Genomic DNA, 25,884 nt, shown 5'->3' with positions numbered 1-25,884 from the left:
ATTTTTCTATGCAGTAGACTGCTAAAAATAAACCTACTGCATAGAAAAGTATTCTAATCAACCTCCATTACATCACCAAACTTAAACATTCTTTGATTATGAAAAGCATCCGTACAAGTAATCGTCTCCATTAATGGATTAATATCCACTACTGTTATGTAATTTTTATATAAATAACCATCTTTATAATATGTAAGTAAAACCTCTTCCTCACCTAAATATGAAATTAACAGCTTATTTTCAATCCTTTCTTTTGCATCTTGCGTTAAGATTGGACGCGGGATTTTTGTTTGTTCCTGTATCATTTCTTTAATAACTGCAAATTGCTCTGGCATACTAGCAAACGGTTGCCACTTCACCATTCCTCTTCCTTTTGGCATGTTAGCATTCATCACGATTTGTGCCCTCCTAATAATGTGTTTCTATATCTTGCTGTTGCAACGCTTGTGTAGGAAATCCCTCGTAAAATACTGTTCTTACCAAACCGTGTTCGAATTTCGTCCATAACTTTCGTTAATCTCATTTCTTTTTCTCTTTGTACAATGTTATCGAAAAGCGAAATTTGCTCTTCCCCTTCATTTATTAAATTGGTTAGCGAGATACTTATTGATCGAATCGGTTCTCCTGTATGTCTCTCGTATAAAAAATATGTACAAACATTATATATATCCATTGTTAAATTTGTTGCTCTATTTAACGTATGTGCCTTTTTATTCCCCCACCGTATTCCTTGCTATATCCAACCGAAAAATGAATTGTTTGCGCGCATTTCTTTTCTCGTCTCAACCTGTAACAAATTTCTTCTATGTGCTCTAATAAAATAACGATGAACTCTTCTATCGAATAATCACGCAATAATATTTGGCTTTTCGCTATAGATGTTGTTGCAGGAACGTATTTTTCTGCTATTCTGCTAAAATCAATCCCGTTACTGTGTAAATGTAATTCTTCTCCTATTACACCGAACGACTGCTTTAAATATTTCAAAGGGTACTGCGCTAACTCCCCTATTGTATGTATACCTTTTCGGTTCAATTTCATTTCCGTTTTATACGATATACCCCAAAATTTACTGAGCGGTCTAATGCCCCATAACTTCTCGGGTATATCGTCATACGTCCACTGCGCTATTCCATCTTTATTCTTTTTTGCATCCACATCCATCGCTACTTTACTTAATAATAAATTCGGACCAATACCAATCGTACTTTCAATCCGTGTACGTTCATATATTTCTCGTTTGAACTTTAATGCGAACTCGTGCGGATTACTCGCAAACAAATGAATACTTGCGGTCATATCCATGAAAAATTCATCAATACTATATTGATGAAAATCTTCCGGCGCGACATATTGTAAAGCTAAACCTGTTATGAAAGTTGAACACTTCATATACGTATGCATAATTGGATTCACAATAATAATATCTGGTCGCTTCGGTATTTCGTATAATCTGGCCATCTTCTTTATTCCTAACGCTTTTAATGGCGGTGTTGCTGCTAATACAATTGATCCGCTCTGATTCACATCCCCTACGACAGCCAGCTTTGTATAACGTGGATCCAGTCCTTTTTTAATACATGATACGCTCGCATAAAAGCTACGAAGATCTACACAAAGAATAATACGATTAGGTAAAAGAAAATAATCATACAAGGTAATCACTCCTAAATAAAGAACGTTTGTTCTTATTATATACGAACTCTTGTTCTTTTTAAAGGTATTTCTATGAAAATTTTGGTTAAAATAACCTTTACTAAATTCTAAGAAAACCTTAAAGAATTTCCCTCTGTATTTATAGGAATTGTTTTCTATACCGCAAAATATAAATAGATACAGGGAGAAACAACTAAATTCTTCGTGAATAGGTACGGTATTTTAGAACTCATTTTTTAGTAGTGTTTTTTTATAGAAAACAAAATATTATTGATTATTTTCTCAACGTTGTTTTTCTAGTTTTATCATTCAAATTTAAATACATATTTATTTAATCTACATAAACTAAAAATATATAAGTGCATACTTTATGAATTTTTTATAATAACATCTCGAACAGACTATCATAAATCGTAAGTTTAATAACTCGGATACATTAATCACCTCCAATAAAGTTCCGAATAGCCAAGTACTATAGCTTGTATTTTTTTTAAAATAAACATTCAATAAATTAAAATTACGGCCTGTTTTTTGAATTTTAATTTATTGAATGTTTATCTGTATCTTCTCAATCAAATCTCTAATTATATAATTTTGTACGAGAAAGGGATTGAATTTATGCACAATCTTAATTTCATTTGTGAACAATTTGCTACAATACTTAAAGGAAAAAGTAAAATAAGTCAAGGTGGTTGTTCGGTGTCTTTTCACCGCGATTTTAGCGTGCTTGTTCAAGGAAAACGGAGTACCAATGTAGTACCTGTCGGAGTAAGTTTTGAATCGTTGGATCAAAATGGTAATGCATTAAATTTAGGCGAAATCGCTGTTCTACAAGAAGAGATTCCTGCATTTATGCAATCAATTATACAACAAGGAATTATTGTCAGTGCTTTACATAATCACTGGCTGTACATGAATCCCTTAATTATGTATATTCATATCCAATCGGTAGAGCCCCCATTACATTTTGCACAAAAGTTGGCGAATTCTTTTTTATCCTTAAGTAGCTATCCTATTGCTAATAATGAGGGGCAATGATTGGTGTTTGGAATAATTACATTTTCTATATGTGTAAACATAATAAAATCATTTCACTTTTTGCCAAAAAGTAAAAAAACTGCCTATCAAATTTTTAGATAGGCAGTTTTTGAATCTATTAAAATAAAGTACCCTACTATTTTATAAAATATTATTCCCTAAACAAAAAATACAAATTTTCAATTCACTGTGGCTTTCTTATCTCATATATTCCCCTAAAGTTAGTTTTTCCTTATATATTTTTTAGCAATTTCTCCTATATAGCGAATATGCCAAGGCTCATGCGCATAACCAGTCACATTTCTCTATTCTTTAGGATAACAAATGATATATCCTGCACGATGCGTATTTTCTTTCGGCCACTTCCCTTCCTTCGTCTTAGCACACCATAACTCTAATTCAGTATTTGTATCTTTAACATCCATCGTTAAGCCTATTTGATGTTCGCTATGTCCCGTTTTGTCAAAAAAGACCCCCTGTACGTTCAGGATATCGACTTTTGTTTACTTCACTTTTTTTCGGCACTCTGTATCTAGACAGTATATCCATTGGCCACGGTAAGATTTATTTCAAATCCACAAAAAATAGATTACCTGCACACTAAAAAGTATAGCGCACAGGTAATCTAGTTGTTTTTGAGATTAATAAAAAACTAATTTATTTTTTGAATTCTTCCATCAATAACAGACTGAATTGGTTCTTTTGATTTTTTTATATAATCTACTAATGCTTCAAAATCAGTTGGTCCTGTTTCAGCATCTTTACCGTTTTTAAAGGATACAAATCCATCTCCACCTGAAGCTAGAAATGCGTTAGCAACGACGCTGTAAGTTTTAGAAGGAATAATTTCTTCTCCATTTGTTAAGCGAATACTTGTTACTTTTTCTCCATTAGGCTTGTTCGCATCCCAAGTGTATTGGATCCCCGAAATTTGAAGCATTCTTGTTATATCTTTTTGCCATTGTTGATTTAAAATATCACGAATGTCTTGACCTGTTAAATTTACTTTTATTAATTGATTTCCGAATGGTTGAATACCATATATCTCTCCCCATGTAATATCACCAGCATCTAAGTCATTACGAATACCACCAGGATTCATAAGTGCAATTTGAGATTGCATTGTTGCACGCTGGGCATCAGCAACTAAATTTCCAAGAGTAGATTCACCAGCCGTATTTAGTTTGCGATCTAGTGGAGCAATAGACTTACCTACAACTTCATTAACAAGAGGTGCGATTTTTGCTTGATATTTCTCCATCTTCTTCTTTATTTTTTTATCAGGCTCCATACCTTCATGGTAAGTTGTAACAATTTCTGCTTTTTTCTCAACAATATCTTGTGTTTTACGATCAATCTTTACATCAACATCAGCAAAAGCCATACCATAAGAATTTGCTTGTACGACAAGTTTATTATTAACAGTTCCATTTACATAAGTGTGGCTATGCCCACCAAAAATAACATCGACTTCTGGATCAGTCTCATTTGCTAATCGGACGATATCACCATTTGTTACGCCATTTCCATCTGTTGTACCCCCGTTATGCGCAAGAACAACGATAGATTTAACACCTAGTTTTTTTAATTGCTTTACAGATTTGTTAATAGCTTCAACTTCATCTGTAATTTCTACATTCTTTAGCATAGTAGGCATAACAAGGTTAGGAACATCCGTTGTTACAACTCCAATAAATCCAACAGGAACTCCTTGTACCTTTTTTATAGTGAATGGTGGTAAAAATAAACGCCCGGTGGACTTATTATAGAAATTTGCAGCAACATATGGGAATTTTGCTCCTTTAAAATTTCCTGTTTTCTCATGGTATCCACCATAAATAAGGCGGTTCATTTCTTCAACACCTTCATCAAATTCATGATTTCCTATAGTTCCAACATCGAATTTCAAATCATTTAGAAATTCAATCGTAGGTTCGTCTTGTAATAATGCTGAAACAGGAGTACTTGCTCCAACAACATCGCCAGCATGTACTTTTAATGTATTCGGATTTTGTTTTTCACGATCACGTAAATAAGCCCCTAAGTACTCGATTCCCCCTGCATCTTTATTGTTAATTTTTTTTACTGTGTCTAGTTGCCCATGAAAATCGTTAATACCGAGCATTTGCACATCTATGTAGCGGTTTGGTTCTGTACTTGCTTGTGCTGAAGGCGCAGCAAATACACTAGTAAAAGTAACTGTACTTATTGCTAAAGCAACTGGAATGATTTTTTTCAACATAAAATTTCTCTCCCCTAATTAAAATCTGACATAATACAATGTTATTTTAATATATTAAGAGAATTATTTCTATAAAAATTCTACTAATTATAAAAATTAATAAGATTTTATCATTTCCAAACAAAACACTCCTTCTTCAAAAATTTGAAGATGTAAAACAACAATTCCAAGAGGAAGATGATTATTGGTAGGCTGTAGTCTACACTTTGGGATTAGGATATAAAGGCCTCCTCTCAACTTAAGAAACTTCACTACACAAACAAGAAAATGTACATTTCTTTGTTTTGAGGATTATTCAAAATATTATCTTGATAGTAATATAACAATACTTCTAAGAGACTAAAAAACTCTAATCAATACATGTTAACTGTTAAGAAGAATATTCAATCCGAAACTAATGGATATTTATAAACCTAACTCAATATCACCATTTAAAAATGAATAAAAATTTCGTTATGGAAGATTTCGATTCTTTAAATTGATTAAAGTGGTGCACTGCTCCGCATTTAAAAAGATGCTCCTGGATTTATCCAAGAGCATCTTTATGAAACTTTATTTTTTATTTGTTTATGAACTATCTTATGATATTTAGTACTTCTCATATAAAAAAAACATTTTAACAATCATATGGAAGGCTGCCTAACTATTTTCACGGAATCTCTAGGTATTCTACTGTGCTCACTTCAATTAATAAGGATCGGATTCATGGCTTTTCTTTACTGCATCTTTTGTTGCTTCGTTTGCAGCTAATGAACCTTGACCATATTTTGATTTACTTACTTCGCGGCCCGGAAGTTTGTTTTCCGTTTTAGCTTCTTTCATTTTCTTTTCAATACCTTCTTTAACACGACGGCCATAATCCTCATCAGCTTGTGTGAAGTGTTCAATCATCGCATTCTGAATTCTTTTATCACATACTGCAAGTGCTTCAGATAGATTTTTAACCAACTCATTTCGTTCCCACTCCTCAAAACTACGATATGTGTGACCTGCTTGACCATAATTATTAGGACGATCGATTGGTGCGCTCATAGCAGCCGCATTGTAAGTTGGTTGATGTGGATGATGCTTTTCTTGTTTTGCATCTTTATAGCCACCCAGCATAGATGGCTCATAGTTAATATGCGGATTTTCTCCAGACTCTTTCGGATTACGCATATCCATTTGACCACGATGTTGATTTGTACGAACAGGCGCTTTAGGTGCATTTACAGGTAATTGCAGATAGTTTGCACCAACGCGATAACGTTGAGTATCTGAATAAGAGAAAGTACGACCTTGTAGCATTTTATCATCTGAGAAGTCCATGCCATCAACAAGTACTCCTGTACCAAAAGCAGCTTGTTCAATCTCTGAATGATAATCAACTGGGTTACGATCAAGAACCATACGTCCTACCGGTAACCATGGGAACTGCTCCTCTGGCCAAAGCTTCGTATCATCAAGAGGATCAAAATCGAGTTCTGGATGATAACCATCCTCCATAATTTGTACAAATAGCTCCCACTCTGGATAATCTTTGCGCTCAATTGCTTCATATAAATCTTGTGTTGCATGACTAACATTCATTGCTTGAATACTGTTTGCATCTTCTTGTGTTAAATTTCGAATTCCCTGCTTCGGCTCCCAATGATATTTTACCAATACAGCTTCGCTTTTTTCATTTACCCATTTATAAGTGTTCACACCAGATCCCTGCATATGGCGATATGTTGCTGGAATACCCCATGGAGAAAATAAAAATGTAATCATATGTGTTGCCTCTGGGGTACGAGAAACAAAGTCAAACATCCGCTGAGGATTCGACACATTTGAAACTGGATCAACCTTAAATGCGTGAATCATATCTGGGAACTTCATCGCATCACGAATAAAGAAAATCTTCAAATTATTCCCTACTAAATCCCAGTTACCATCTTCCGTATACATTTTCACTGCAAAACCTCGTGGATCCCTTGCTGTTTCTGGTGAGTCCTTGGCTCCAGCTACTGTAGAAAAACGAACCATTAACGGTGTTTTTTTACCAGCCCCTGAAAATACTTTCGCACGAGTATATTTTTCTGCCGGCTCATCTCCAACTTTTCCATAGGTTTCAAAATACCCAAATGCTCCAGCTCCTCGCGCATGTACTACACGTTCCGGAACCTCTTCTCGATCAAAATGAGAAATTTTTTCGATGAAATGATAATTTTCAAGTGTTGCTGGACCACGATTCCCAATTGTTCGGATGTTTTGATTATCCTTCACAGGGTGCCCCTGTCGTGTTGTCAATGTCTCACGTTTCACGTCTTGTTCATCTAGAGAATTCATGTCTTGGTTTTCTGCCATAATTGAAAACCTCCTCAAAATTATTCACCTTTAGATATTTCCATTTATCGGAAAAAATATGATAGAATTACAACTTATTTATAATGTATCAATTAACAATTATATAGTTGTAATCAGTCCTTTAAAAATAATAGGAGTGCTTCATTAAATTCTTTAGCATGCGTTGCATTTAGCCCATGTGGACCACCCTTTATTAATGATACTTTAGAATCAGGAATTGCTTCATGTGTTAATTTCCCACTATATTCAAATGGTACAGTTGCATCTGAATCACCATGAATAACAAGGGTAGGTATATTAACCTTGGCTAAATCGCCTCTGAAGTCTGTTTTGCTGAAAGCAGCGATACAATCTAGCGTCCCTTTAGGTGATGCACCCGCAGCGATATCCCTATTGTAAAGTCGAAATGGTTCACTAACTAAGTCAGTTCGATCTCCAGCAGCAAAAAATCCTTTCGTAAACTCATCAAGGAATGCTAGGCGATCACTTTTTACTCCATTTTCAAATTCTTGAATTGCTACATCATCTAATACACCCTCAGGATGATCTGCTGACTTATAAAGGAATGGTGGTACAGCTCCTGCAAATACAGCCTTCTCTACTCTATTGGTTCCATATTTCCCAATATACCGGGCTACCTCGCCTCCACCCATAGAAAAACCAACAAGTGTGACATTTTGAAGCTCTAACTGTTCTAATAGTTGATGTAAATCAGAAGTAAAGGTATCATATTCATACCCTTCCCACGGCTGAGATGATTTTCCAAATCCTCGACGATCATATGTTATAACTCTGTATCCAGCCTCAACAAGAGCGGGAACTTGGTATTCCCATGATCGACCACTTAACGGCCAACCATGAATTAGTACAACTGGTTTTCCTATGCCATGATCCTCATAATATATCTCAATTGGTGCTTGATTTTCGGTTCCTACAGTAATTTTTGCCATTCTCCTACCTCCTTTAATATATATCCTTTTCTTCAATAATCTGGATGAATCTCATAACCTATTTATGCACGTTTATGTTGTGAACTCTATGCATGAAACTCTACTGTTCTGATGAATTCATTTTCTGTTTATGGACAATTCCCCATCTCCTACCTTTTTCATCACGAAGTATTTGCTGAAAATTCCTCCTATTCAATTCTAATAACAAAAATAGGTGACTATCAATATTGTTCTATCTATAGAATGTATAGGTAAAACCAATCTATTTTATAGTGAAAATAACCATAGTTACGACCTATACAAATTATAGATAATTTAGAATTGATTAACGAATCAGTTTTCAAATACTATAAATTTGTATAGCACTTCATGTTCTGTGAATGCTGCTATAACCAATATTATTGGTCAGCTTAGTTATAAACGAAGAAACTTATGATAGTATTCGACTATTTAAACTTTCTTCGATTACTTAATTTTTAGGAGGAATACATAATGACTGATCTCTATTCTCGTATTAACAAAGATGATGCTGTCGTTCTTTTAGTAGATCATCAAACTGGTCTTATGTCTGGACTAGTACGTGACTATGGTGTTGATGAATTCAAGAACAATGTTTTAGCTCTTGCTCATACTGCTAAGTTTTTTGATTTACCAGTTATTTTAACAACAAGTTTTGAAAACGGGCCTAACGGACCTTTAATGCAAGAATTGGTTGATCTCTTTCCTCACGCACTAAAAATAGCTCGACCTGGACAAATTAACGCATGGGATAATGATGATTTTGTAAAAGTAATCGAAGAAACTGGAAAAAAGCAACTTATCATCGCGGGCGTAGTTACGGACGTTTGTGTTGCTTTCCCGGCACTTTCCGCTATAAAAGCTGGATATGAAGTATTTGCTGTTACTGATGCTTCAGGAACTTTCAGTAAACAAGTTGCAGATGCTGCCAATACTCGTATGGCACATAGTGGTGTGCAACTTATGAACTGGTTTAGCGTAGCTTGCGAATTACAACGTGATTGGCGCAACGATGTCGAAGGTTTTGGCAATTTGCTTGCTAGCAATCTTCCAGGCTATCAAAATATAATTGGAAGCTATTTAGGAGCTCAACGAGATCTTAGTAAACAAAATGTATAAATGTATTCCAATGAAATAGCTTTAAATCACTTTTTTTAAAGTAGATAGTATAAATTTAGTGCTGATTAAATCAGCACTAAATTTTAAATTAAAAAGTATAGCAGAGCTTTTATTTTTATGATTACAACTTTAATTAACAGAAAAAACATTACTTCCGAAAAATATTCGAACAATTACAAAAGGAGTGTTTTATTATGAGTAATTTAGAATTGTTAAATCCGGAGAACAGTGCCTTAATTTTAATTGATTTTCAGCCTCAAATGACTTTTGGAGTTGCAAGTATTGATAGACAAACATTGATTAATAACGTTATGCTGCTTGCTAAATCAGCGAAAACTTTTAACGTACCTACTATTCTTACTACAGTTGAGACACGCAGCTTTTCTGGTTATTTTTGGCCACAAATTCTTGACATATTCCCAAACCATGAAATTATAGAACGCAGTTCAATGAACTCTTGGGAAGATCCAAAATTTGTTGAGGCAGTTAAAGCAACAGGTAGAAAGAAATTAATATTTGCAGCACTTTGGACTGAAGTTTGCCTTGCATTCCCTGTTCTTGAAGCAATTAAAGCTGGCTATGAGGTGTATGCAGTTGATGATGCTTCAGGTGGTACTAGCTTGACAGCACATAACGCTGCTATGCGTCGTGTAGAACAAGCTGGTGCAATTCCAGTGACAGCAATTCAAGTTTTACTTGAATACCAACGTGACTGGGCACACAAAGACACTTATGATGCTGTAATGGAGATTGTAAAGGAACACACTGGTGCTTATGGTCAAGGTGTAGAATACGCATATACTATGGTGCATGGCGCGCTTCCAAGCAGGAAAATATGAAACAAGAAGGAGTAGCTGTCGAAGAGACTTATACAGGGAACACGATGGATGCTGCTGATCCAGTAACAACGATTGTTACATGGGAAATTCAACAAGGGAAAGAAAAACAGTTTGAAACATGGAGACATGAAATCGAGGCTGCCGCTACTAAATTCCCAGGACATTTAGGTGTAAATCTAATAGTCCCAAGTAACGAATCCAGAGAGTATACTGTTATTTTTCGCTTTGATACGTATGAGCATCTACGTGCTTGGCAAGAATCAGATGTTCGCCGAGATTTGTTAAAAACAGCAGAACAATTTCAAGTTACTAATCCAACTTACAAAACTGAAAGCAGTTTGGCTTATTGGTTTGTTACTCCGAAAACACCAGTTCCACCGCCAAAATGGAAAATGTCTATCGTTACCCTTTTGGGTGTATGGCCTCTTAGCATGTTAGTTCCTAAATTGATAGGACCTATTATAAAACATATGAATCCTATTATGTCGGCTTTTTTTGTTTCTGTATGTATAGTGTCCTTGCTATCATGGGTAGTTATGCCGATTTTCGGTAAATTATTTCATCCATGGTTACAAAATAATAGGAAGTAGACGAGGTGTGAATATGAATTTACCGGATATGATCTTATATAACGGAAAAATTACTACCCTTGATCCCTCTCAACCTGAGGTATCTGCTATCGCCATAACTGACGGTTTAATAACTGCAGTAGGTGGAGATGAGCTTCTTAATAGTGCCACAGAAAAAACAAAAAAAATAGACCTTAAAAGAAAAAGAGCTATTCCAGGCCTGAATGACTCTCATATACACGTTATTCGTGGCGGTCTTCATTATAATATGGAATTACGATGGGAAGGCGTGCCATCACTTTTTATTGCTCTAGAAATGCTCAAAGAACAGGCAAGGCGTACACCTGCTCCTCAGTGGGTAAGAGTAGTTGGAGGTTGGTCTGAATTTCAATTTAAAGAAAGACGGATGCCAACTTTGGAAGAGATTAACGCTGTTTCTGAAGACACACCTGTCTTTGTGCTACATCTTTACGATAGAGCACTTGTAAATCGTGCAGGGCTGCGTGCACTGGGATACACAAAAGATACCCCGGACCCTCCAGGGTGTTTAATTGAGCGGGATAAAAGAGGTAATCCAACGGGCCTTTTAATTGCTAACCCTAACGCTTCTATTCTTTATTCAAGTTTGGGGAGAGCACCAGTACTTAATCTTGACGACCAGATTAACTCAACTCGCCATTTTATGCGTGAATTAAATAGATTAGGTATTACAAGTGCCATCGACGCAGGTGGCGGTTTCCAAAATTACCCTGATGACTACAAAGTTGTTGAACATTTAGCCGAGAAGGAACAATTAACTTTGCGTATTGCGTATAATCTATTTACGCAAAATCCTAATCATGAATATGAAGACTTTGCTTCATGGGCAAAAATTGTTTCTCCAGGTCAAGGAAGTGATAAGTATAAAATGAATGGTGCCGGAGAAATGTTAGTATTCTCAGCTGCCGATTTTGAAAAATTCCAGATGCCACGGCCTGAGCTAGCTACAGTGATGGAAGCCGACTTAAAGAAAGTAATTTCTCTATTGGTGGAAAATCGTTGGCCATTCCGTTTACATGCAACTTATGACGAGTCAATAACACGTTTCTTAAATGTATTTGAGGAAGTTAATAGAGAAATTCCTTTTAATGGGCTACGATGGTGGTTTGATCATGCAGAAACAATCTCAGATCGTAGTATGGAACGTGTTAAGGCTTTAAATGGCGGTATTGCCATCCAAGACCGCATGGCTTTTCAAGGTGAATACTTTGTTGATTTATACGGAAAGGAAGCTGCAAAGCGTACTCCTCCGATTTATCGTATGTTAGACCTTGGTATACCTGTTGGCGCCGGTAGTGATGCAACCAGGGTTTCCAGCTATAACCCTTGGGTTGCTCTTTACTGGATGGTTGCCGGAAAAACCATTGGTGGGCTTTCCATATACGATGAAAAAAATAAACTTGATAGAAAAGTAGCCCTGGAATTATATTCAAAAGGAAGTGCGTGGTTCTCTGGTGATGAAGGCAAAAAAGGAACCCTGGCAGTAGGTCAGTTTGCTGATATTGCTGTATTGTCTTCTGACTACTTTACTGTGCCAGAAGAAGAAATCAAAGACCTTGAATCATTACTCACCATTATGGGTGGGCAGGTTGTTTATGGAAATGATGAATTTAAAAATTTATCACCTGAATTGCCGCCAGCATCACCTGATTGGTCACCGACGGGCGTTTATGGTTATGGTGGTGCTAACCTAGCCAACACTATACTCTCTCACGATTCCCATGATAACAAGTTACATAGTTGTAGTAACCCTCTCCATCAACACACTCATACCGTAATAGGAAAAGATGGAACTAAATGGGGTATTGGTTGTACTTGCTTTGCTTTCTAAATCAAAACCACCGGTATAATGCCGGTGGTTTTCTTTCTACAATAAGGATATGTAGATTCAAAATAGCAGTGTATATCCCTATATGGAATCTGTTACTATGCGATAAGAGCGAAGAGTTGATTGATTAACTTGACTTGTTTTTGACAGCCCTCTCTCCTTGCAAAGTCTGTCCTTTTTCCCTTAATTAAAAGTCAATGGTATCCCCCTTTTGATCGACTACACCATACATATAAATCCACTACCCTTTGACTTTAATATAGGTCTCATCTCAAGACTTATAGATTTTTTCAATTGTTACACTAAAATCATTATTATACTAATACCTTTTGAGAATCATTTAACTTCTGCATAAAGATACGTGCTGCAACACTTAAAAATTTATCATCAAAGTGCATAAGATTAATATCTTGCCTTGGTGTTGGATCAGTAATACGAACTATGCTCAAAGTATCACTATTAACAAAATCAACCAGTGAAAGAGGTATTATGGCAACCCCATGACCATTGTATACAAGGCTCAATAGAGAAATAGAAGATTTTGTTTCTATATTTGCTTCAGATAAAGATAACCCTAAACTCTCACAATATATCTTAATAGATTCACGACAACTACATGAAACCATTATTCTACTCAGCCCAGCTAGTTCTCGAAAAGAAACAAATGATTTTTCATTCAAAGAATGATTTTTTGGAATGACAAGGACGAGCTCTTCACTATACAAAAGGGTGTTTGTTAATGTGTCTGGAATTTGAGCACTATGTGTAATCCCTATATCAATATTTTTGTCAACGATTTGATTTACAGCAACTTCGGACTCTATAATTTTTACAACGATGTTGGGATACTGTTGTTGAAACTTCATAATATAAGGTGTTAAATAAGTGAGATCCTCTAATAAACCTCCTATAGTAATCACACCTCTTTTTACACCCTTTAATTCAAAAATTTCATTATAAACGTCATCAAATTGCTGCATGATAAATTTTCCTTTATCAAATAGCAGCTTACCCGCTTCTGTCATTTTGATACCTCTTCCAACTCGATGAAACAAAGGTGTATCAAGTTCACCTTCTAACACACGGATTTGTTGACTTAAAGTCGGCTGTGAAATACCTAGAACTTCCGCAGCTTTAGTAAAACTATTATTATTACAAACTTGAATAAAATACTCTAAATGACGTAATTCCATTCTTGATACCCACTCTCCGCTTTATGAAAGATTTATAATGAAAAGGACAATATGTATACGTTAACAGAACAACTATCTTTCCTACTATATCAATTGCAATTACATAATTTCTTTATTTTGTACTACAATACATTTACTACTATTTATTAATTTTCCCTCCTATTTATTTAATTTATATTTAATTAGGATATTACTAAACAGAAATAACCTCTTAAAACTTACAATTTCTGTGCGTAATATCCTAACTTTTTCAACTGTTTAATTATCATTTTTTCTCAATATAGTCCAAACTACCAAATATTTGCCGAATTCCCTCTTTATGCTGAGGAAAAATTAGTGTCACCAATTCAATGCCTTCTGAAGTAATTGATGCATACGTGACACGGCGGTCTTTAGGACATGGTTTTCACCTCTTCTTTTCCAACCTATCCACTACATACGTGATACTACTACTTGCAAGTAATATTTTGTCTCCAAATTTTTGTATAGGCTGATCGCCTTTGCTATACAGTAGCTCAAGCACTGCAAATTCAGTTGGATTAAGTCCATAACTTTTTATATCCTCTTCAATACGCTTAGTAATTGACTGTACTGCCCTTGATAATATAACAAATAACTTTAAAGATAAGCTCTCATCGTTAATCACGCTCATAATTACCAATCCTTTACAAGTTATCTTGAATTCGAGATTCATTATATTATCGTCAAAATATTATGTCAATAATCCATTTTAGCTTTATCAAGCCACTTATAATTTATTTCTCAACATAAGACATATGGAATTAGAAGAAAACAATTGTTAATATATAAGTATCTCAATTACGTTATTTCTTTTAAAGAGAGCTTGTTTTCTAACACAAGTTCTCTTTTGCCATATTCTAAATTGGATCCGGACAAATTTCAGATGATGAGTCTGCCCCCATGTATATGATATAGTTTTTAAACAAAGATTAGAGCTCTCCTACAAGAAGGAGAGCTCTAATCTTTCATATAAAGTGAAACTTTAATCAGTGGGGGTTTTCTTCATCCCCCACTGATTATTAGCCTTCACCAATCGGACTTTTATGGGCAGTTGATCCCCCACCTAAATTCTTTGCTTTCGCTGAATTTTGAGGTGGGGGTCTTACTGCCCATTAAAGCGGGATAAATATTCACCATTTTTATCATTGCGGGGACATCAAAATTTTAACTTGATGAGGATATGGCACTACCCATCCCATCGCCATCAGCTTAAGAATTCAGAATTACCCCAAGACGAAAAAATGAGCGTTTTTGTTACAAGTTAACACAAAATTTCGTTCTGGGGGTACTATAAAATTTAAGGTTCATAGCGATGTGACGGTACTCCTATTAAAGGCATTTCTCCTTCTAAAGTAGACAGTACTTGCAATCTTAGTACGAATCATAGTTGAATTCATATTACTTAATCGTTCCCATTCCGCCAATTTTAATCTTAACCTTGACGTTTACATCACCTTTTGCTAATTCGTTATTCCAATTATTTTGGACTTTTTTCCATTCTGGATATGTGTAAGTTCTTGCATATCCTCCAAGCCCAATAGGATCAATTTTGGCGGTTTGTATTTTTTGTATTAATTGCTTGAAATCAGCTTCCAGCTTAGTTTCAATCGCCTTTTGTAGTTTTGCTGCGTCCTTTCTTGTATTAAAGGAAAAAAGTCGTTCTGTAATACCGATTCTCATCTTTACATCTACATTAAATATAAAATGCTCATCATATCTTGTCTTTGTCTTTACTTCAATTCCGTAGGCAGTAAAACTTATCAAATCTTTATCTTGACTATCCGAATTTATCTTAATTGGAACTGTAAATGAAAACTCCCCTGTAGTTCCTTGTTGCAAAATGCGTAAGAGTTTGTTTTCATCAGGTTTTAGCGTTAATTTGTATTTTCCTTTTTCATCCAATAAAGCTGTACCTGTCACCCATATCTTATTCTTTTTTTTCAATTCAGTAATATTTGCTGTTAGCCCTTTGTCTGCTCTTTGCTCATATAGTTCTTGAATAGTTGTTTTTACTGTGATATTTCTTAAAAAAGCGGTATCAACTAGTTTTGTTAAATATATAGGAAGTCGTGGCTTATCTTTTGGGCTATAGAAGATAACATCCGAAACAGGTCCATCTACAGCGACAACCCTTGCGGTAACTGTATTTTTGGGATCACGGTAAAATGGATCGAGGTAGTTTTCCCAGTTTTTTTGTTTCAATAGCCTTTTTCCAACTAAAATAACCTGTGTTTTACTCCCTGCAGTAAGCGCCATAACCGTAGCATCGAATTGGTCTCTAGCTTTTCGGACCGTAGCAGATTTCACACCAGTTGTTTCTTCTTTTATTTTTGCTTCTTTATTGAAAACAGGGCTTGATATACACTAATAAATTATCATTACGATCTAAATCGAGACCAAGAATAAGAGTAAGAGAAACATCTTCAACATTTCTTTGATCGAAGCATCCAGTCATTATAAACACCAATAATAAAATACAACATAGTACTTTTCTTTTCAATGTATCCTCCCCTGGCGAAACTTCTCGTATAGACAGCAATACAGCCATAAAATAATAGGTGATATATATGTTAATCCTAATCCAGCATTCGATAATATCTGTTGCCAAATTTCGGATTCATTCCAACTAGGATGAGTCCAAAATGTGAATCCGATAATAAGCAATAAGAGAACAACTACATGAGAGCTGTGATCTTGTTTTCCAAGTAATTGGCTTGAACAAAATACAGAACAGTATAGGGCAGGAATCCATGATGTGGAAACAACCGTTAAGTAAACAGCCAATAAAATCATGTCAAAACGTTCTAAAAAACGAAATTCAATTACTTTCAGTAAATTTATTACCGGTTGATTATATTGCGTAATGCTATCAGGGCTAAAATAGGCAAAGCAAACAATAGTAGCAAATAAATAAAATAACATCGTTAAGGTGTTTGCTATAACCATTCCATGGACTGCATACTGTTTTTTTTGTAAAAACGGATATAAAAAGAAAGCAATATCAAACCCTAAATAAGCAAAAATAGTGCTTGGTACAGCCGTTAATATAGGTTTCCATCCTTCTTTTAAGAGTGGAAAGAAGGGCATCCAACTTCCATCCCCTTTAAGAGGGATCAAAAAAAATATCGGAATCCAAAGCGCCATATAAAAAAAAAGTTCGGCGTATCGTCCCAGAATGCTAGGACCGTTACGTGCAACAAAATAGGTAGGAATCGAAAATAACAAGATAACGATATAGTCAGGTGTTTTCGGGAGAAGCCATCCCTTAAGGTAAAGCATAGCGTTTATAAGAACGATACAAGAATATAAAGCGAAGTACACCATGTAAATAACAACGAATGCTCTCCCTACTATTTTTCCAAACAATCGTATAAGAATGTCATAAATCGTGTCCTCAGGATATCTTGCAGCAGTTTTCACTATAAATACACCTGATATTGTGGAGAATATCCAACCAATCAATATAGCTATCCATCCGTCTGTTCCAGCTTTTTCTGCAAGCACGCGTGGAAGCGATAAAACGCCAGTGGCCACCTGCATTCCATTGATTAAAATAATATACTGCATAAGAGTGATTTCATTATAGGCATACTTTTTCATAATTTCACCTTTTATTATGATTCTTTCCTTGTCGAATAGATTGAGTGGTTCCATTACCATTAGGACGCCTTCTTATTGTCCATAAAGGCAGGCGTACAAAAACATCTTTCATATCTGCAAAACGAAATGGTGCTAATGGTGTTCCGTAAGAAGTACCTAGCGATTTAAGACTACTTAGATGCCCAATTAAAGTCATCCACCCGATAACAAGTCCTACAATTCCAAATAAGGCAGCTGCTAGCATCATTGGAAAGCGTAAAAGTCTTACTGCCGCTCCCATATCGTAGTTAGGGATAACAAAGGAAGAGATGGCGGTAACAGCAACAACAATAATCATAATATTGCTTACAATTCCCGCCTGAACAGCCGCCTGGCCAATGACAATACCACCTACAATTCCAACTGTCTGACCAATCGGAGTAGGTATCCGTAAAGCCCCTTCTCTCATCGTTTCCAATGTTATTTCCATAAGTAATGCTTCCATAACTGGAGAAAAGGGTACGCGCGTTCTTGATTCAGCAATAGATAAATATAGCTCTACAGGAATAACTTCAAAATTAAAGGAAATAAACGCAACATAACTCGCAGGCAAAAATAAAGCAACCATAAAGGCGATAAAACGAAGCACCCGAATAGACGAAGCAACTAACCACCTTGTACCATAATCATCGACTCCTTGAAAAAAGGAGATAAAATTTGTTGGAGTAATTAACACATTAGGAGAATGATCCATTACAGTTACAAATCTGCCTTGTAAAATGTGAGATACTGCCAAATCAGGTCTTTCAGTTAATATAAATTGAGGAAACGGTGAGTAAGGATGATCTTCAATGAATTCTATAAGTTCACCATTACTACTCACAGCGTCGATTGTAATATTTTGAATTCGTGTTTCTAATTCCTTCAACACATCTTCAGAAGCTACATCTTTCAAATATAAAATAAAAATTCTGGTTTTGCTTCGTTCACCAATTACTATTTCTTTTATCGTTAATTCGCGATGAGGAATATATCTTCGAATCATTGCGATATTTTGACTTCCAGTTTCTACGAATGCTTGATGCGCACCTTTTAAAGCTATTTCATTATGAGCATCTTCAATGCTTCTTTGTGGCCATCCTTTTGTATCCAATTGATGTGCTGTTGTTTGACTGTGAATTAATAAAACACTATCTCCTCCAAAAATAGCATTTTCAATCTGACTCAATGTATTAATAATCTTAATTTGCCCTAATGGAATTGGAAGTTCTGTATTGGTATCAAAGTCACTATTCATCAAAGGACTTAGAACATGATTCTGAATCAATTCTTTATCTGTTAATCCAGACAAATATACTAAAGCTGCTTCTAATCCATCTACTGTTATTTGAAACCGCCGAATTACTAAATCAGGTGCTAGACGAAATATATTCTGAATATGAGCTATGTTTTTGGATAAATCAGCGTCTAAGAGAGAGTCTTCAATATTTTTTTCCTGAAAATGAGTATTATCGCGTATTGAACATGACTTAGGATTTTCTCTATATTTTAAACGTGTCAAAAATTTAGCCATGATTCCCTCACTTTCTATGTACCTTTTATAGTATGTTTAGTATGCATACATTAAGGAAAAATATCCTAATAGTTCCTACAATTACACTTTTAAGACATTAGATACATTTCTCACTTAAAACTCTAAACACACTCTCTTTCCCAACGACTACTAATCGTGCAATTTCAGAATCTAAATTGCGTAAATTCCCCTATACTCGCTCTCCTATAAAAGTACATGTTTAACATGTTGATGATAGTTCTTCTTTTCTCTTCTGTATGTTCTAGTAAAATAATGTTTGGTTAAAATAACCTTTAAACTCTTTTTAAGAAAATCTTAAGAAAATCTCCCTTTATTCATAAGAATTTTTTTCTATACTGAAACATGTAAATGAATAAAAGGAGAAATAACCATGAAAAAATTTGTAATTTGCATAATAGGCATCGGTCTTCCTGTATACTTACTACCTTTCATATTACGCGGTGATTTAGACAGATTTAATCCGATTGCTGAAGAAAAAAATGTATACGCCGTTGCTAAAGGATATGGCGTTCCGGATTACCATCATAAAGGAAGAGCTATGTACTCACTAAAAGGTGTTGATGAATTAAGAAATGAGAAAGAATATACAGTAGGAACGAACACCCCTAATGATTTTATAAGAAAAACTTACTTAAAAATTCATGTGAAAGGTAAATATGTCTATTCTTACGATGTTATCTCTGAAAAGGACATACCGGAGAAAGTAAGAGGTCAATTGAAAATAGTAGATAACTAAAAGAGCCTACTCGTATGAGTTGGCTCTTTATTACCTCTCCCACCTACTCCTTTATAGACCAGGGGAAGGAGAATTCTTTCGGTAAATATATTATTCTTGTTTTAGTAACCATTGCTCAATTACTTTCACTGTTTCATCTCGTTGTGCTTTTGGCGTAATTATGCTCGCGTTATCTCCCTTTTGCTCACCATACATGCCAAAATTAGCATGGTTTCCACCTTTTATCATGTGCATAGTTGTATTCTTTGACATGAACTTTTTACTGTTCTCTATTTTTTCTACAGTGGCTAAAGCATCTACTTCTCCATAAATTGATAACATCGGAGTCTGTTTAGTAGAGAAATCATCTGCAGGATAAGAACCTAAGAACATAATCCCGTCTACCTTTTCTTCATGTTGAAACGCATACTTAGAAATCATAGCTCCGCCCATTGAATGCCCAGCAACATACCACTTTTGAACTTCAGGATACTTTTCCATTACACTGTCTACCTCATTGATTCCAAGTATCGCTAAGTTTAATGGTAACTTAGGCATCACTACAAAATGTCCATCTTTAGCAAGAGCTTCTCCTAAGTAACTATAAGCCTCGGCTTCTACTTTAGCTCCTTGGTAAAAAATAACCCCTATTTTAGCATCTTTCTGTCCAAATACTATAGTATCTTCATCTTTTTATTATCCACTAACGACAAAGCCTCTTTCGTTGGTTTATAAGTAAACTGAGACCAAACAAAAAACGTAATACTTCCCATAAGTAAAATACCTAGTAAAGAGTACAGAACAATTTTCATCCATTTCTTCACATATATGCCCTCCCTAAGATGTATATATTCTATACTTTAATTATTATTAATATGATTGTCGAATAATCTTAACTAATAAGTTCAGAAAAAATACTACGATCCCTCAAATGCCGTTTTAAAATAAAATTTTATAAAGAAAAGCCGATTTCTTTATCTTATAGAAAATCGACTTTAGTTTAATTGTTAATTCAGTAATAGAGACCTTCTTTTTAAGATAAATCGGTTTATACTATAGACGTTGATCTTTCTGGAAGTTTAGTTGAAAATGATCCGCTTCAATTAGGAAATTGATTATACACCCTGCTTCACCAGAACTTCCACCACCAGCCCATTTACATAATTATCATTATCAGCAATCAATCTAAAAAAACTAGAAAATCCCCTTCAGAGGATTTGAAGGGGATTTTCGTTTATGCCACATTACTATAACTGATAAAAAAGCTGTTATTTCTGGCCTTATTAAAAGATTTTAACTTAATTTTTTAATGTTTAGTGCTGCACCACTTTCAACTAGATTACAAAGAGAGATAGAACTTCCAAACAGACTTGTATTTCTTAATGAAAAAGTGGATTGAGCTGGTACTCTTAAAATAGCTGTTCCTGAAAATTGATCACATGATTCTCCAGTATTGGTTATCGTTCCAAAAGATGTTTGGAAATTAGGTACTGGCGCTCCGTTTAGGATAGCTGTTACTTGTTGTTCTCGATTTACTTCTGTAGAAACAGCACTTGTAATTACATAGTTAATTTCATAATCTCCAGCTAATGGAATGAATACCGTAGTAGGTGAAAGCAAAACAACCCCTCCTGCGTTAGCAATACTTTGGTTGTTAAATGGAATGTTCTGTCCATTAGGTATCGTAACAAATGTATTTTGCCAGAAGTTACGATACGCTGGTGAAAATTCTAGCGAGTGAACAGCAGGTGGATGAGCGGGAAGAAACTTACCACAGCATCCCTTAGATTTTGAAAAATATGAGTTCAAAATAATTCACCACCTTTTTTTGAAAATCAATATAATTATTTATATTCAAATTAAGTAACTTAGCTTGTACATTTGTCCAATAAAGTCTTATTCTTACTAAAACTTCCGCCACGGCTTCTTCCCTATCGGAGCTGCAACTTCATGCCAAAAATAAAAACCCAAATTTCTCTATATTAACATTGAGAAATTTGGGTTTGATTACTTAACACTCATTTTTATTTAAAACAGATAACTAATTAATAGTCCGGCTGATAACAAGAAACCAAAAATCGTATTTGTCATCGCTGTTGATTTCATGGCGATGCGCATATACCCGGGATCCTTTGCCCCTTTTTGGAAACTTTGAATTGCAGAGATTGGCTTTTTCAAACCTAGGAACATAACTAATGCCCAAGGGCTTATATAACCCATCAATACAATTACGGCGATCCATAAATAAGCAATGAAAAAGGCTACAGCTAGTGTTGCAACTGCTTTCTCTCTCCCAAGGAGGATTACCAATGTCTTTCTTCCACCTTTAATATCTTCATCGATATCTCGGATGTTATTCGCCATGTTAATTGCACCGACTAAAATTCCAATTGGAATAGAAATCAATACACTTTCAATCGTTACAGTATTCGTCTGAATAAAGAAAGCAATGAGTACAAAACATGTCCCCATTAGCAATCCAGAAACTAATTCTCCAAACGGAGTGTACGCAATTGGTAATGGACCACCTGTATATAAATAGCCAACCGCCATCCCAATTAAACCCATGACGACTAACCACCAGCTACTATTCATACAAATATAAATGCCAATAAATGCTGCTACGACATACAATAAAAGCGCAACTGTTAACACATTTTTTGGTTTCAATCCATGACGGACAATTCCACCACCAATCCCAACAGAATCAGCAGTGTCTAATCCACGTTTGAAATCATAGTACTCATTAAATAAATTCGTTGCTATTTGCAATGCTAAACATGCAAGCATCATCGCAATAAATAAAAGCCAATCAATTTCGGCAACATAAAGTGATGCCACTGTCCCTAAAATTACAGGAGAAAACGTCGCCGTTAACGTATGCGGGCGCGTCATCTTCCATATTAATTTAGCGGAACTAATTTCTTTTTCTGTCCCCATAACTCTGTTCAATCTCCCTACATTTTAAGTATAAATTACTAGCAGTATCTTTCTATCTATTTCCTGCCACGCATCCATTCATTATAGCAATAAATGATTATCCTTTCTAACAAATCAACTTTTAATAAAATAAAAATTATAAAATGAAACTTTAATCAGTAGGAGTTTTGTCATCCCGATTGATTATTAATACGTATCCATTGGACTTTTACGGGCAGCCCTTCCATTCGCTGAATTTTGAGGCGGGAGTCTTACCGCTATTTAAAAAGAAGCAAAATTACTCCCAAACAACACCCCGCCGCTCATATTCCATTCTATATTCAACAGCAGCTGCAATTTTAGAACTTGCGAACCTTTCCGTAATCCACAGTCCTAAATCCAGCCCTGAAGTGACTCCTCTTGCAGTGATAATATTGCCTTGATCCACAATTCGATAACGAAGAAGCTCTGCCCCATATTCATTCATTTCACCCTGCGCCAAATGATGCATCGTCGCCTTTTTACCATTCAATATACCAGAAGTAGCTAGTAGCATTCCTCCTGTACAAACACCAGCAACAATCGTTCCTGCTTTGTGCATATCTCTAATCATTTCAGTCAAATTTCCAATCTCTGCCTGCTTTCGTGCCCCATGTTCAGCTTTATGATTCCAGCCACCACCAGGTACAATTAACAAATCTGGACGATTATCCATTCGTAAAAAATCATGTAGTTTAACCGTAACTCCAAACGAAGTAGTAACTTCTTGTTTTTGTTCACTCGAAACTAGTTCAACTGTAAATGGAGCCCCTTCTTCTATCGCTCTTTTGAGTACCTCAAACGGTGCGAAAGCGACAAGTTCTCCGAAACCATCAAACAATACAATTTGTATTTTCATTTTTAGAGCACCTCATATATTTTATAAATCCCAAAGGAAAAGAAAGGTTATCTACAAATTAACAATGAAGACAACCTCTCTCCCCTGACTCTATAAACTTTCAAATGTTCCTTTAACTGCCTCGCATCTTCTAATACACTTAGCGTTTTCTTCACAAAATTCCAATTCAAACTACCGGATAACCATAGTAATGAAGAAAGCCGTTTATAATCATTTGAAGTTAAAATATTATTAGCCCCATACCCTTCTAAAAACGCCTTAGCAACACTTGAACACACTTCATGAGACTGTATTCCTTCTGTTCGCGAGTACCATTTGATTAAAAAGGCTAGTCCTTCAATACGATCTACATATCCAATTGATTCAAAATCTACAATTCCTTTTACACATTGACTTGAATCCCATAAAACATTCAAAGGATTTAAATCTGTTTGTACGATAAACTCTAATTCACTTGTACGTGCGCACTTTATATGAGTTTTAGCGAGATCAATATACTCCTGCAACTCTTTACATTTCCAACTCTTATCTTCTAACATATCAATAAACTGGGCATACCCATCCAAATGAGATTTCCTTTGAAAAATTGAGCTTTGAAATGTACGAGAAATATCATGTATCTTTCTTGCCTTCTTTCCAAACGATTCTGCGATATATTCTGTACAACGTGTAAGATGCTCTCCTTCAATCCAATTAGACAATACAAATCGGTACTGTTCCTCATTCCAAGTGACCGATGTAAATGACTCCCCCGCCCTATTCTTGTTAATTTGCATAAAAGGAATCCCATGCTCACGTAAATAATATGTAAAGCGTACTTGCTCTTTCAATTGTTCGTTTGATAACACTCCAAAAGCTGGATTGATTATTCGATTGCTATTCATAAACCGTGCGGAATATCGCTTTCCATTCACCATGATTTTATAGTGTAAATCTGTATGCCAACTGTTCTTATGCAATTCTTCTTCCACTACTAATGAATGAATCTCTTTAAAATAATTCATTACTACATTTCTTATTATGTGTTTCACCCCGTTCTCTCCTTCCATACAAAAAATTAGGGTGCATGTAATTCATTGCGCTCCCCATAACAAAATGTATTTCACTTCATTAAGCATAGCTAGGATATTTCAAATAGGAAATAGAATTATAGAAAATAGTAGATGGGAGGCCTATTATTGAAGAAATTAACATTCGGTATAATTGGAGCATTAAGTATCACCTTATTAATTGGATGTACAAGTAATTCAAATGAAACGAAAGCTTCCAATAAAGAAGCATCCACAACAGTGAAAGAAAAAGAAATTGCATCCGAAAACGTTATGTTTGAACAAAAAGAAGTGAAAAAACTTGAGATTAGTCCTGTGAATTCAAAAAGTAGTAATCAAGTAGTAAATAAAGAAAATATGAAAACAATTTTCACAAGTATGGAAAGCGCAGAAAAAAAAACACTACTTCTAGATCAAGAGGCCAAAAACTATATGCATTCAAAAATGAAGGTTACTTATCAAGATAATTCTATACAAAAATTTTTTGTTTGGATAGAATCTGATGGTGACATCGTAATAGCGAAAGCGAGCGATGAAACACACGGTGAAGGTTATGATTTAAGTGAAGATAGTTCTAAAAAAATCATTCAGTTTTTCGAAAAGGCATCCCAGTAATAATTACAATACAAACAAAAAAGCCGCATTTGCGGCTCATAAACTTATTGAACTAACGCATGACCTACCGTTTAATCGCATCCACAATTAACGACGGGCAACCAAGTTTATCTCCTTGATTTCTAGGATCATATCTTTTTGATCGAAAAATAACACCATCGTTTGCGTCCGATTCATTGTAATAAAATTGCCCATTTTCATCACAGTATTCCAGTAAAACTACTTCAAATCCAGCTGCTTCAAACATTTCCGTTAATGTTTTATAATTATAAACGATTTTATGACTTGCAGCCGGATGGTCTTTCGGCCCAGGTCCGCCTACTTGCACTATATTTTGATATGTTTCATCTTGGAAAAATGCATCAGGGACACCGCACCGAATATGGCCTGACGGTTTTAAGAATTTATAACAAATGCTAGCTGCTTTTACCCCTTCTTCAAAAGTAAGATGCTCCCATACATGTTCTGCTAAAATAGCTGAAATGGAGTTATGTTCAAACCTTTCTTCCCACATTGTTTCAACTAATAAGTTAAGATCATCTTCTTGCGTTTGAATCCAGCCCTGATTGTTATTAAATGCCCCAGCTGCTACTACTACTTTCATTTCGTCTTGTTTTATTACCATTATTTTCACCTCGTATGAATTTTAAGTCGTTAGATTTTTCTTAAAATCGA

The 25,884-nt window shown here is 35.1% G+C and carries 19 protein-coding genes and 5 pseudogenes; 7 read left to right on the top strand and 17 right to left on the bottom strand.

Translation table 11 applies throughout. The annotated features are described in order from the left end of the window. Positions 1 to 53 precede the first annotated feature (53 nt). On the bottom strand, positions 54 to 395 hold the full coding sequence (locus EUC40_RS11335; RefSeq protein WP_156575144.1) for a YolD-like family protein: 342 nt from the start codon (positions 393 to 395) through the stop codon (positions 54 to 56). After that, a pseudogene (locus EUC40_RS11330) lies at positions 392 to 1,656 on the bottom strand (Y-family DNA polymerase). The gene EUC40_RS11335 and the pseudogene EUC40_RS11330 overlap by 4 nt, the downstream one beginning before the upstream one ends. 618 nt (positions 1,657 to 2,274) lie before the next feature. Here EUC40_RS11330 and EUC40_RS11325 point away from each other — a divergent pair. Then, on the top strand, positions 2,275 to 2,694 hold the full coding sequence (locus EUC40_RS11325) for a DUF1259 domain-containing protein (protein WP_156575142.1): 420 nt from the start codon (positions 2,275 to 2,277) through the stop codon (positions 2,692 to 2,694). 198 nt (positions 2,695 to 2,892) lie between these two features. On the opposite strand, the pseudogene EUC40_RS27120 reads toward EUC40_RS11325, so the two are convergent. The 4 genes and pseudogenes from EUC40_RS27120 to EUC40_RS11305 all read right to left on the bottom strand — a co-directional run. Then, a pseudogene (locus tag EUC40_RS27120) lies at positions 2,893 to 3,164 on the bottom strand (M15 family metallopeptidase); the annotation flags it as partial. Positions 3,165 to 3,346: 182 nt separating this feature from the next. Then, positions 3,347 to 4,936, bottom strand: coding sequence for a bifunctional metallophosphatase/5'-nucleotidase (locus EUC40_RS11315; RefSeq protein ID WP_156575138.1), 1,590 nt, complete (start codon positions 4,934 to 4,936; stop codon positions 3,347 to 3,349). Between the two features lie 687 nt (positions 4,937 to 5,623). Continuing rightward, positions 5,624 to 7,264, bottom strand: a complete 1,641-nt coding sequence (locus EUC40_RS11310) for a catalase (protein WP_156575136.1) — start codon at positions 7,262 to 7,264, stop codon at positions 5,624 to 5,626. A 113-nt stretch (positions 7,265 to 7,377) separates the two neighbouring features. Beyond that, positions 7,378 to 8,214 carry an alpha/beta fold hydrolase gene (locus EUC40_RS11305; RefSeq protein WP_156575134.1) on the bottom strand — a complete coding sequence of 279 codons (837 nt, stop codon included), beginning with the start codon at positions 8,212 to 8,214 and terminating at the stop codon, positions 7,378 to 7,380. A gap of 492 nt (positions 8,215 to 8,706) precedes the next feature. Here EUC40_RS11305 and ycaC point away from each other — a divergent pair, with 492 nt between their 5' ends. The 4 genes from ycaC (at position 8,707) to EUC40_RS11285 (ending at position 12,629) form a co-directional block, all read left to right on the top strand. Then, positions 8,707 to 9,351: an isochorismate family cysteine hydrolase YcaC gene (gene ycaC / locus EUC40_RS11300; RefSeq protein WP_156575132.1), complete on the top strand. Its 645-nt coding sequence runs from the start codon at positions 8,707 to 8,709 to the stop codon at positions 9,349 to 9,351. Between the two features lie 194 nt (positions 9,352 to 9,545). Further along, entirely contained in the window at positions 9,546 to 10,190 is a 645-nt protein-coding gene (locus tag EUC40_RS11295) for a hydrolase (protein WP_000067162.1), read from the top strand. After that, positions 10,187 to 10,780 carry an antibiotic biosynthesis monooxygenase gene (locus tag EUC40_RS11290; RefSeq protein ID WP_156575130.1) on the top strand — a complete coding sequence of 198 codons (594 nt, stop codon included), beginning with the start codon at positions 10,187 to 10,189 and terminating at the stop codon, positions 10,778 to 10,780. Before EUC40_RS11295 ends, EUC40_RS11290 begins: the two co-directional genes overlap by 4 nt. 13 nt (positions 10,781 to 10,793) lie before the next feature. Then, the gene (locus EUC40_RS11285) at positions 10,794 to 12,629 is read left to right on the top strand and encodes an amidohydrolase (protein ID WP_156575128.1); all 1,836 of its coding nucleotides are present in this window, start codon (positions 10,794 to 10,796) and stop codon (positions 12,627 to 12,629) included. Between the two features lie 311 nt (positions 12,630 to 12,940). Here the strand turns inward: EUC40_RS11285 and EUC40_RS11280 are convergent, their stop codons facing one another. The 5 genes and pseudogenes from EUC40_RS11280 to EUC40_RS11260 all read right to left on the bottom strand — a co-directional run bounded on the left by EUC40_RS11280 (position 12,941) and on the right by EUC40_RS11260 (position 18,992). Next, positions 12,941 to 13,819, bottom strand: a complete 879-nt coding sequence (locus tag EUC40_RS11280) for a LysR family transcriptional regulator (protein ID WP_156575126.1) — start codon at positions 13,817 to 13,819, stop codon at positions 12,941 to 12,943. Positions 13,820 to 14,037: 218 nt separating this feature from the next. After that, positions 14,038 to 14,471 (bottom strand): annotated as a pseudogene (locus EUC40_RS27240) (MarR family winged helix-turn-helix transcriptional regulator). Between the two features lie 767 nt (positions 14,472 to 15,238). Continuing rightward, positions 15,239 to 16,340 (bottom strand): annotated as a pseudogene (locus EUC40_RS11270) (Ger(x)C family spore germination protein). Further along, a complete protein-coding gene (locus EUC40_RS11265; protein ID WP_156576934.1) occupies positions 16,337 to 17,440 on the bottom strand; it encodes a GerAB/ArcD/ProY family transporter in 1,104 nt (367 codons plus the stop codon). The pseudogene EUC40_RS11270 and the gene EUC40_RS11265 overlap by 4 nt, the downstream one beginning before the upstream one ends. A 4-nt stretch (positions 17,441 to 17,444) precedes the next feature. After that, a complete protein-coding gene (locus EUC40_RS11260; protein ID WP_156575122.1) occupies positions 17,445 to 18,992 on the bottom strand; it encodes a spore germination protein in 1,548 nt (515 codons plus the stop codon). A 391-nt stretch (positions 18,993 to 19,383) separates the two neighbouring features. Here EUC40_RS11260 and EUC40_RS11255 point away from each other — a divergent pair, with 391 nt between their 5' ends. Continuing rightward, positions 19,384 to 19,749, top strand: coding sequence for a YxeA family protein (locus tag EUC40_RS11255; RefSeq protein ID WP_156575120.1), 366 nt, complete (start codon positions 19,384 to 19,386; stop codon positions 19,747 to 19,749). 90 nt (positions 19,750 to 19,839) lie between these two features. Here the strand turns inward: EUC40_RS11255 and EUC40_RS11250 are convergent. From EUC40_RS11250 to EUC40_RS11230, 5 genes and pseudogenes are all read right to left on the bottom strand, one after another. Next, a pseudogene (locus EUC40_RS11250) lies at positions 19,840 to 20,552 on the bottom strand (alpha/beta hydrolase). 469 nt (positions 20,553 to 21,021) lie between these two features. Continuing rightward, positions 21,022 to 21,537 (bottom strand): BclA C-terminal domain-containing protein, encoded by a 516-nt coding sequence (locus tag EUC40_RS11245; RefSeq protein ID WP_156575118.1) that lies wholly within the window; start codon positions 21,535 to 21,537, stop codon positions 21,022 to 21,024. A gap of 219 nt (positions 21,538 to 21,756) precedes the next feature. Continuing rightward, positions 21,757 to 22,668, bottom strand: a complete 912-nt coding sequence (menA, locus tag EUC40_RS11240; RefSeq protein WP_156575116.1) for a 1,4-dihydroxy-2-naphthoate polyprenyltransferase — start codon at positions 22,666 to 22,668, stop codon at positions 21,757 to 21,759. Between the two features lie 277 nt (positions 22,669 to 22,945). Then, positions 22,946 to 23,545, bottom strand: coding sequence for a DJ-1/PfpI family protein (locus EUC40_RS11235; RefSeq protein ID WP_156575113.1), 600 nt, complete (start codon positions 23,543 to 23,545; stop codon positions 22,946 to 22,948). Between the two features lie 47 nt (positions 23,546 to 23,592). Then, a complete protein-coding gene (locus tag EUC40_RS11230; protein ID WP_156575111.1) occupies positions 23,593 to 24,594 on the bottom strand; it encodes a phosphotransferase enzyme family protein in 1,002 nt (333 codons plus the stop codon). Between the two features lie 129 nt (positions 24,595 to 24,723). On the opposite strand from EUC40_RS11230, the gene EUC40_RS11225 reads away from it, so the two are divergent. Beyond that, entirely contained in the window at positions 24,724 to 25,209 is a 486-nt protein-coding gene (locus tag EUC40_RS11225) for a YhfM domain-containing protein (RefSeq protein WP_156575109.1), read from the top strand. Between the two features lie 64 nt (positions 25,210 to 25,273). Here EUC40_RS11225 and EUC40_RS11220 read toward each other — a convergent pair whose 3' ends face one another. Beyond that, entirely contained in the window at positions 25,274 to 25,834 is a 561-nt protein-coding gene (locus EUC40_RS11220; RefSeq protein ID WP_156575107.1) for a class I SAM-dependent methyltransferase, read from the bottom strand. Positions 25,835 to 25,884 lie beyond the last annotated feature (50 nt).

It is taken from the genome of Bacillus luti (assembly GCF_009739945.1).
GTDB classification, from domain to species: Bacteria; Bacillota; Bacilli; order Bacillales; family Bacillaceae_G; genus Bacillus_A; species Bacillus_A luti.
The sequence above is the reverse complement of the archived record's forward strand: the minus strand, read 5'-3'. Positions and strand labels throughout refer to the sequence as shown.